Source organism: Paenibacillus sp. AR247, from assembly GCF_002968895.1.
GTDB lineage: Bacteria > Bacillota > Bacilli > Paenibacillales > Paenibacillaceae > Paenibacillus_AQ > Paenibacillus_AQ favisporus.
Window position 1 is genome coordinate 1,900,824 of sequence record NZ_PCZT01000009.1, and the last position, 9,353, is coordinate 1,910,176.

The window sequence follows — 9,353 nt, forward strand, 5'->3', positions numbered from 1 at the left end:
TCCATCTCGCTTGATTTCGAAAGCCACCTGGTACCTTGGCGTTCATTTCCCTCGCCGTGTGGGTAGTCGTTTCGCTCATGATTGAATTTTTGCAGTTAAAGAGCAGAAAGCCCGGGATTTCATTGACAGTACCAGTACCGTACTGATCAAGGACGGCAAGATCATGGAGGACAATCTGAAGAAGGAGCGGCTGACGAACGAAGAGCTTATGGAGCAGCTCCGCGGGAAAAACGCCTTTAAAACGGCGGAGGTCGAGTTTGCGATCATGGAGCCGAACGGACAGATCAACGTGCTGATGAAAAAGAAAATCAACCGCTGACCCCCACCCATCTCGGCATCAAGGTCGGGCCGGAGAGCGAGCCGCAGACGGTCATTCTGGACGGCAAAATCATGGACGAGCCGCTGGCTACCCGAGGCCTGAACCGGCGCTGGGTACATACCGAGCTCGAGAAGCTGGGCGTCTCGCTGGACAACGTCTTTATCGGGCAGGTGGATGCGTACGGACAGCTGTACGTCGACCTCTTCGACGATCAGATCAAGGTTCCCGAGCCGCAGCAGAAAGCGATGCTGTATGCGGATCTCAAAAAATGCCAGGCGGACCTGGAGATGTACGGACTTTCGACCAAAAACGAGCAGAACAAGGCGATGTACGAGCAGGTGTCCGCCCAACTGGAGCACGTTATCTCGGACGTCAAGCCATTATTAACCCGTTAGGAGTGAAGCATCATGGTCAGCAAAAAGAAGAAGAAACTGACGCCTGTCCAGCAGGAATACCAGGAATTGGCCAAAAAGCGCGAGCCCAGCAAGTTGGGCGCTGGAACCGCCGTCCCGGTCACCGGCTTCGCCAACGCCATGGCTTCGGCGGCGATCGAGTACCGCAGGGAAGGGCTCGTGCTCGGCCTCGGCGGCAGCATCTTCAAGGTGGCCGGACCCGTGATCGTGTTCGGTTCGCTCGCAGCCTTTTGCGTCGGCATCGCCTACATCATTTTTGATCCTAATATTGTAGGGGGGTAAGGATTCATATGCTGAAAGGCCATCAAAGCTGGGTGTTCGAGAACAAGCCTTCCATCAAGTCGAAAGCGGCGATCGTCGGGCCGTTTGAGGGTCAGGGTCCGCTCGCCGACGACTTCGATATCATCCACGGCGACATGTATTTGGGGCAGGACAGCTGGGAAAAAGCCGAAAAGGCCTTAATGGAAGAAACGGCAAAAATGGCGGTGCAGCACGCCGGACTGACCGAGGGGCAAATTCAGTTTTTTCTCGCCGGCGACCTGATGAACCAGATTATCAGCAGCAGCTTTTCCGCGAGAACGCTGGCCATCCCATATCTCGGCCTGTTCGGCGCATGCTCCACGTCGATGGAGAGCCTCGCGCTGGCCTCTTATATCGTCAATTCGGGCGGGGCAAAATACGTGCTCTCTGGGACGTGCAGCCATAATGCCAGCGTGGAGAAGCAGTTCCGGTATCCGACCGAGTACGGCTCCCAAAAGCCCCCCACGGCTCAGTTTACGGTGACCGGGGCCGGCGCGGTCGTCCTGTCGCAGGACGGGGACGGGCCCTACATCACTTCCGCCACGATCGGCCGGGTGGTCGACATGGGCATCAGCGACCCGTTCAATATGGGCGCGGCAATGGCGCCGGCAGCGGTAGACACAATGGAAGCGCATTTCCGCGACCTGCAGATCGAGCCGGGTTACTACGACCTGATCGTTACCGGCGACCTGTCCAAAGTCGGGTATCAAATCGCCAACGACCTGCTGAAGAAGCATAACATTCCGATTCATCAGACGACCTATTCGGACTGCGGCATGATGATTTACGATTACGGTAAACAGAATGTTCAGGCCGGAGCCAGCGGCTGCGGCTGCTCGGCGGTCGTGACGTACGGCCACCTGCTGAACCGGATGCAGCGCGGCGAGCTGAACCGCATCCTCGTCGTGGCGACGGGTGCCCTGCTCTCCCCCCTCTCCTATCAGCAGAAGGAGAGCATTCCTTGTATTGCGCACGCTGTATCGATCGAACGGCAAAAATAAGGCATATAGCTATGGCCGCTCCCGGGGTATTCCCGTCCGGAGCGGTCTTTTATTTGGACACATCGTCTGCTTCCTGATTAAAACCGCCGCAAACAGCCGAATCTTAAAACAGGATTAAAAAAAATCTGTCACAATTTATGTCTTCTTAAGGATTATTTACGGCAAATCTGGTAAAGTGAACCCATAAGCGTTTTGCATACATTAAAGGAGGACAAGATTTAATGACAGACAAAGAAAGAGAATCGTTAAACAACGAAGAGCTGAACAATACCGAAACAACGGGGGATTCATCTGAACGGACCAGCAAACCGGCAGCCCCTTCCGAGAGCGGCGCACCGGTCCTCAGCGAAATGAAGCGCGACGGCGAGACGCCGGCCAAGCCGAATAAAGAGAAGACGCCTGCTCCCAAAGCGTCTGCTGCGGCGTCCGGTCCTGCTCCGAAAGCATGGTCCGGCGGAACTGGCAAGGTATGGATGGCCGTATCGCTCGTGCTTGCCGTCATTCTCGTCATTGTGCTGATCAAGCCTCCTTTTAATCGGGTAGCAACCCGACGGTAGCGACGGTCAACGGCACGGACATTAAAAAGGACAAGCTTTATGACGCACTGGTGGAAGCCGGCGGCAAACAGACGCTGGACAGCCTCATCACGGAAGAGCTGGTCAACCAGGAAGCGAGCAAAAAAGGCATTAAAGTAACCGATGCCGATGTCACCAAAGAAATGGACGATATCAAGAAGGGCTTCAGCAGCGAAGAGGAATTCCAGATGGCTCTGCAGCAGTCGGGCATGTCGGTGGAAGACCTGAAGAAGCAAATGAACATGCAGGTGCAAATCCGCAAGCTGCTCGAACCGGATGTAAAAGTGACCGACGACGATATCAAGAAATATTTTGATGAAAATAAAGCATCCTTCAACACGCCGGAAGAAGTCAAAGCTTCCCACATTCTGGTGAAGACGAAGGAAGAAGCCGAAGGCATCCTGACGCAGCTCAAGGGAGGCGCCGATTTCGCCACGCTGGCAAAAGAGAAATCGATCGACCCAGGCTCCAAGGACAACGGCGGCGACCTAGGCTTCTTTGCCAAAGGTGTGATGGAAGCACCGTTTGAAGAAGCGGCGTTCAAGCTGCAAAAAGGCGAAATGAGCGGCATCGTACAGTCCAGCAACGGCTACCATATCATCAAGGTTACCGATCGCAAAGCGGCTCACACGGCAACGCTTGACGAGAAGAAGGCTGACATCAAGGAAACGCTGATCACGCAAGGCATTTCTTCCAAAGCGTCGACCTGGATTGCCGACCTCAAGTCTAAAGCCAAAATTACCAACTCGCTGGACGATTCGGCTAACGCGGCAACCGATACGGCTGCAGGCGCAGGCGCAGCCGATACAGCGGCAAATACAACGAAATAACAGCTTTGTTATTGAAGAAGCCCGAGGGTAATCACCTCGGGCTTCTTCTTTATTATTGATTGGCGGCTTGCATGAGATCTTGGTCGGAGCTCTGCCTGGTGCATTTCCCGGATGTTGGGGCAGCGCCCAGTCACCGCGCGTTTTCGGCCGCTCCTCCGGTTAGAGCCGGAGCGATACATACTTGACCTCGAGGTATTCCTCGATGCCGAAATGACCGCCTTCCCGTCCGAGTCCGCTCTGCTTGAATCCGCCGAACGGAGCCTGCGCCGTGGAAGGCAGCGGATCGTTTACACCGACGATTCCGTATTCGAGTGCTTCCGCGGCGTACAGCGCCTCCTGGATTCGCTCCGTGAAGACGTAAGCGGCCAGCCCGTAAGGACTGCGGTTGGCCCGCTGCACGGCTTCCTCCAGCGTACGAAAGGTCGTAATCGGAGCAAGCGGTCCAAACGTTTCGTGTACCATGCATTCCATGTCGTCCGTGGCCTGTTCAATCACGGTTGGCTGCACGAAGTGTCCGCCGGAATGCTGCAGCGCCTCGCCGCCCGTCACGATGATCCCGCCCTTAGCTTTGGCGTCCTCAATTTGCCGCAGCACTTTGTCCACCGCTTTGGCATTGATGAGCGGACCGATATCCACGCCTTCCTCCATGCCGTTGCCTACCTGAAGCGCGGCCGTTCGTTCCGCCGCTTTGCGGGTGAACTCGCCGGCGATCCGTTCATCCACATACACCCGGTTGGTGCAGACGCAGGTCTGGCCGCCGTTGCGGAATTTGGACTTGATCAGCCCGTCCACCGCTTTGTCCAAATCCGCCGCGGCGGTCACGATAAACGGGGCGTGGCCGCCAAGCTCCAAGGAAATCTTCTTGACGGTTTCGGCCGCTCCCTTCATCAGCTCCTTGCCTACGGCGGTCGAGCCGGTGAAGGAAATTTTGCGCACCCGCTCGTCCTGCTGCCAGCGACCGGCGATCGCTGCCGCCTCGCCGGTCACCACGTTGATCACGCCGGCCGGGAGTCCGGCCTGGTGTGCGAGCTCAGCGAGCTTCAAGGCCGTGTACGGCGTCTCCTCGGACGGCTTGATCACGACGGTGCAGCCGGCGGCCAGCGCCGGCGCAACCTTGCGGGTAATCATCGACGCCGGGAAGTTCCATGGCGTGATCGCCGCCACGACGCCGACCGGCTGCTTCTGCACCCATATCCGCTGCAAAGCGGACGAGGCCGGTATGCTCTGCCCATAGACGCGCTTGCCCTCCTCTGCGTACCAGGAAATAAAGCTGTTCGCGTAGCCGATTTCGCCGGCGGCTTCCTTCAGCGGCTTGCCCTGCTCCGTCGTCATAATCCGGGCGAGCTCGTCCGTATGCTCGGCGATCAGTCCGTGCCATTTCATCAGCAGCACCCCCCGCTCGTCCGCCGTCAGCGCGGACCATGCCGGGAACGCTTCATAAGCGGCATCCGCGGCTTCGCCAGCCTCCTTCGCGCCGCCGTTCGGTACGGTGCCGATCACGTCACCGGTGGCCGGGTTCAGGACGTCGATGTGCTCCGCGGCATCCTTCCAGGCGCCATTTATATACATTTGGTTGATAAACATAAATGATTCCTCCCTGCTCCTAAATTCACCTCTACTTATTCATTATACCCCCGAATGGAAGGTTCACGCGAAAAGACGGACTTTGGTTTGGGGCTTGAAGTGCCTTGCTTTATCGTTGCCTGGGTGCCTTCGTTTGGCGATTGTGAGGACGCTCCACGCTCGAATCCTTCCTCCAATCGCTGTTGCCCCCGAATATCCTTGAATCTATTTCAATGGTGGATATTCGGGGACAAAGGCGACCGCTTCGCTTTTTCGGAATGGTTTCGATCTCTCCGCTGCTTCGTGCGTCCGCCTAGCTTAAAACAACAAAAAAACCCTCAAGCAGCCGAAAGTTTAATTTGCCGTCTGCTTAGGGGAGGTACCTCAGCCATTTCGTATTCTATTAGATTATCGACAAGCAGAATATATAAACTCAGACCGCCCCGGGCCAGTTTTAACCTTCGCCTTTTTTTCCTCTAGCCCTCACGAATTCCGCAGAATCTTCCGGCCGAGACTGACCGTCAGCAGCAGCATGCTCAGGCCGACGACGATCTGCACGCCATAGATCCGGGTCCATTCCGGCCAGTGGCCGATGAGCTCGTAAAGATTGCCCCCGATCAGCGGCCAAAGAACGCTGCGACACCCGTAATCGCCGCGTACATCGCCATATACATCGGGCGCTCCGCCTTCGGCGTGTCGCCGATCATGAAATTGAACGCCAGCTGGTTGAATCCGCCGACACCGATGCCAAAAATCATGTGTGCCGCAATCAGCACAGGCAGCATCGGCAGCACCGACAGCAGCCCCCAGCACAGGCAGGATAATGCGATGATCGGCAGCGTCCAGAACAGCAGCCTGCGGTTGCTGTGCCTAACGTTCAGATTACCCCAAACATAGAAGCTGGCCATCATGGACACCGTTTGCAGCACGTTCAGCAGCGACAGCTTCTGGTAGTTGATGTGCAGCATCTCCAGCATGACGTACGAATACAGCGGCACAACCAGGTTTTGCAGAAACAGGAATCCGGCCAGGAAGAGCGTCGCCTTCAGAAAAGAAGCGTCGCGCAGCGGTTTTTTCAGCATCGGGATAAAACGCTTCTCCGAGGACCGCTCAAACGGAATGTCCGGATAGAAGAAGAACACGGCGATATTGGCCGCAATGCAGACCCAGACGATGATATAGAGCAGCAGAAATCCCTTTCCGCCCGGCTCATGATCGAGGATGACTCCACCCCCGTACATCACCAGCGTTCCGAGCGCATTGAGAATCGTGTTCCGGATGCCGAAGTACCGTCCTCTGACTTTGGGGTGGACCATATCGCTGATAAGCGAGTTCCACAGGATGCCCCCCAGCGTATTGAACATGAAGGCAACCGTGTACAATACGATAAACGCGGGCACCCAGTATGGCTTCGGGACAATAAACGGCACCAGACCGGTGCTCCCCCATATGACCCGGTGCACGGCTACGAACAGCACCAGCGTCCACTTCCGGCTGCGCAGCCTCTGGATCAGATACGCGGCAAAAATTTGGACGATATTGACAAAAGTCGTGATCGCCAGCACGAATCCAATCTCACCCGAGCTTGCGCCCAGGTACAGCAGATAACCGGTCAAAAACTGCCCGCCGAGCAGGGTCATAAACATCACGGCCGGGATGCCTTCCAGGCTGGCTACCCTCAGGTTTCTGCGCTGCATGGAAGTCTTGCGGCGGTGCTGCGGCCGCGTCTTGAATGATATCATCGGGTACTCTCCTCCGGTGCCTTCAAACCGAATGATTTTGTTGTTTTCACTTCGTCTTTGCTCCCATTCTACTCGGAAGGAAGGGCAAGTCAATATGCGCCGGACCGCCTCTGATCACAAAAATAATTGTGGGAAATGACGTGGTAAAAGCGGCAAGAAAGCGTTATAGTGGAATGTCATGACGCTGCATGCGCATGGCAGCAGACAAGGATGTATCCGGCTCTGACCGAAAACTTTTCCTTGTCGCGCCATCCTATTTTTGGTATGATGGAAATCCTTCTCACTCACCCGCCTTGACTGAAGTTGACGGTTCTCGTCGCCACAAAACTTATCGGAGGTGTGTAATGCTTTATTTCTCACTTGCTTCAAAAGCGTATGCGCGCAACCTGCAGTACCGCGGGGCCCATATGCTGCACAACGTTGCAAGCGCCCTGTTCGGCTACCTGTATGCCTGCATCTGGATCGGCATCGGCCAGGACAGGCCGCTCGGCGAATACGGCGTGCACGGGATGATCGGCTACATCGCTTTTACCCAGGCGTCGCTGTGGATTTCCGGATTTACGACCAATGGGCTGGGCATTCCCCAATCGGTCAGGACAGGCCAGATCTCGCTGGATCTGATGCGCCCGGTTCATCTGTTCGTTCATTTGATGTGCCGGGAATGGGGTCAAATCGCGTACCAGTTTGTGTACAAGTCCGTTCCGATCTATCTGCTGTACGTCCTCGTATTCTCCCTGTCGCTTCCGCAGCAAGTCACCACCCTGCTTCTGGCACTGGTCGGTTTGGCCGCGGCCGCCTATTTATCGATCTGCATGAATTACATCATCGGGGCTACGGCCTTGTGGACCACGGAATCCAGCTGGCTGTATTGGATGAACCATGCCCTGATCAACCTGCTGGCAGGCTTCTTCATTCCGGTGGAATGGCTGCCGCGCTGGCTGCAAACGGTTTCCTGGCTCTCCCCCTATCCTTACCTGCTGTACGTACCGACCCGGATTTACCTCGGGTTTGAGGATGCCTCCCGGCTGCTGGGCTCTCTCTTATGGTGCGTACTGATGACTCTGGCTTGTCTTGGCGTAACAGCGGTCGTTCGCCGCAAGGTGGAGGTGCAGGGCGGATGAACATTCGGTATTGGCTTCATCTGTATTTCGTATTGATCCGGTCCAGCATCCGCAGCGGGATGCAGTATAAGATGAACTTTCTGCTTGGGACGTTTCTGGCCGCCGGGATCCAGATCGCCGAGTTTCTCATGATTGCCATCGTGCTGAACAAGTTCGGCGCGGTGAAAGGCTGGTCGCTCTATGAAGTCGGCTATCTGTTTGCCGTCATGACGCTGTCCAAGGCGCTGTACCGCAGCTTTGCCAATGATGTTCATCATCTCGAGAACTACCTGACGTCAGGTGACCTGGATCAGCTCCTGACCCGGCCGGTCCCTGTTCTGCTTGCCCTGATGTCGCAAAACTTCCGGATGATGCCGGGGGAACTGCTGCAGGGCGGATCCAGACCGCGGTCCGTTACCCGCTGGTCTTGTATCCTGTCTGGCTCCGGTCCATCCTGCTCGTCGTCATTCCCGTCGGTTTTGTCAATTATGTACCTTCGCTGTTTATCCTGCGCGGGGAGCTGGGCTCCTGGGTCCTGCTTGGCATCGTCCTGGTGGCGGCAGTCTGCCTCTTCGCCAGCATGAAATTGTGGACATTCGGCATGTCCCGTTACCAAAGTACCGGAAGCTAGAAAGGAGAAGATCGATATGGGAATCATGACAGAAGCAGCCGTACGAACGGAGTTGGAACGGTCGGCGGATAAGGATCGGCCCCAGCCGATGATTGAAGCCAGGGGGCTGCACAAGCAGTTTAAAACGCCTGTGGTCAAGGAGGGGAGCTTCGCGGGCATCCGCACCTTGTTTACTCGGGAATACCGCGTCAAGGAAGCGGTGAAAGATATCAGCTTTACGATCAACCAGGGGGATTTTATCGGCTATATCGGGCCGAACGGTGCGGGCAAATCGACGACGATCAAAATGCTGACTGGCATCCTCCATCCGTCATCGGGGGAAGTCCGCATCGCTGGGGTCGATCCTCATCGGCACAGGCGCCGCGTCGTCAGCCGCCTTGGCGTCGTCTTCGGGCAGCGAAGCCAGCTGTGGTGGGATCTGCCGGTCAAAGACTCATACGAAATATTGGCCCATATGTACAAAGTTGGGGACAAGGAGCGGGACCTGCGTCTCGGACAGCTGTCCGAGCTGCTCGGCCTGGGGGAATTTTGGACGACGCCGGTGCGCAAGCTGTCCCTAGGACAGCGGATGCGGGCCGACATCGCAGCCTCGATGCTGCATGATCCGGACGTCCTGTTCATGGATGAGCCGACGATCGGCCTCGACGTCACCGCCAAGCGTAGCATCCGCGATTTTCTGAAGACGCTGAATACCGAGTTCGGCAAGACCATCCTGCTGACCACCCATGACATGGATGACATCGAGCAGCTCTGCGAGCGCGTCATGGTCATCAATCACGGGCAGCTCAGCTATGACGGGACGATCGATGAACTCCGGGAGAAGATCGGTCTTCCGACGACGATCCGGGTAACTTTCGCAGGAGCTTGGTCCATCCCGCT

7 protein-coding genes and 3 pseudogenes are annotated in these 9,353 nt (G+C 56.4%); 8 read left to right on the forward strand and 2 right to left on the reverse strand.

The window, feature by feature from the left end:
- The 5 genes and pseudogenes from CPT76_RS42155 to CPT76_RS17370 all read left to right on the forward strand — a co-directional run.
- Positions 1-714: pseudogene (locus tag CPT76_RS42155) on the forward strand (YetF domain-containing protein); the annotation flags it as partial.
- A gap of 12 nt (positions 715-726) precedes the next feature.
- Entirely contained in the window at positions 727-1,014 is a 288-nt protein-coding gene (locus CPT76_RS17360; protein ID WP_105443726.1) for a SpoVA/SpoVAEb family sporulation membrane protein, read from the forward strand.
- A gap of 8 nt (positions 1,015-1,022) precedes the next feature.
- On the forward strand, positions 1,023-2,033 hold the full coding sequence (spoVAD, locus tag CPT76_RS17365; protein WP_105443727.1) for a stage V sporulation protein AD: 1,011 nt from the start codon (positions 1,023-1,025) through the stop codon (positions 2,031-2,033).
- A 221-nt stretch (positions 2,034-2,254) separates the two neighbouring features.
- On the forward strand, positions 2,255-2,590 hold the full coding sequence (locus CPT76_RS39945; protein WP_258168554.1) for a hypothetical protein: 336 nt from the start codon (positions 2,255-2,257) through the stop codon (positions 2,588-2,590).
- Positions 2,591-2,640: 50 nt separating this feature from the next.
- On the forward strand, positions 2,641-3,438 hold the full coding sequence (locus CPT76_RS17370; protein ID WP_258168555.1) for a peptidylprolyl isomerase: 798 nt from the start codon (positions 2,641-2,643) through the stop codon (positions 3,436-3,438).
- Between the two features lie 159 nt (positions 3,439-3,597).
- Here CPT76_RS17370 and CPT76_RS17375 read toward each other — a convergent pair whose 3' ends face one another.
- Positions 3,598-5,022: an NAD-dependent succinate-semialdehyde dehydrogenase gene (locus CPT76_RS17375; RefSeq protein ID WP_105443728.1), complete on the reverse strand. Its 1,425-nt coding sequence runs from the start codon at positions 5,020-5,022 to the stop codon at positions 3,598-3,600.
- Positions 5,023-5,484: 462 nt separating this feature from the next.
- Positions 5,485-6,743 (reverse strand): annotated as a pseudogene (locus CPT76_RS17380) (MFS transporter).
- A gap of 344 nt (positions 6,744-7,087) precedes the next feature.
- Between CPT76_RS17380 and CPT76_RS17385 the strand changes: the two are divergent.
- From CPT76_RS17385 to CPT76_RS17395, 3 genes and pseudogenes are all read left to right on the forward strand, one after another.
- Complete coding sequence (locus CPT76_RS17385; protein WP_105443729.1) at positions 7,088-7,864, forward strand: ABC transporter permease; 777 nt, start codon at positions 7,088-7,090, stop codon at positions 7,862-7,864.
- Positions 7,861-8,474: pseudogene (locus CPT76_RS17390) on the forward strand (ABC-2 family transporter protein). The gene CPT76_RS17385 and the pseudogene CPT76_RS17390 overlap by 4 nt, the downstream one beginning before the upstream one ends.
- Before the next feature lie 88 nt (positions 8,475-8,562).
- Positions 8,563-9,353: ABC transporter ATP-binding protein (locus CPT76_RS17395; protein WP_258168645.1), on the forward strand; the 791-nt coding region annotated here is incomplete at its 3' end.

Bases quoted from the DNA above. Each gene is read 5' to 3' on its own strand.
- spoVAD (WP_105443727.1), top strand. From the start codon at position 1,023: ATGCTGAAAGGCCATCAAAGCTGGGTGTTCGAGAACAAGCCTTCCATC.
- CPT76_RS17360 (WP_105443726.1), top strand. From the start codon at position 727: ATGGTCAGCAAAAAGAAGAAGAAACTGACGCCTGTCCAGCAGGAATAC.
- CPT76_RS17385 (WP_105443729.1), top strand. From the start codon at position 7,088: ATGCTTTATTTCTCACTTGCTTCAAAAGCGTATGCGCGCAACCTGCAG.
- CPT76_RS17375 (WP_105443728.1), bottom strand. From the start codon at position 5,022: ATGTTTATCAACCAAATGTATATAAATGGCGCCTGGAAGGATGCCGCG.
- CPT76_RS39945 (WP_258168554.1), top strand. From the start codon at position 2,255: ATGACAGACAAAGAAAGAGAATCGTTAAACAACGAAGAGCTGAACAAT.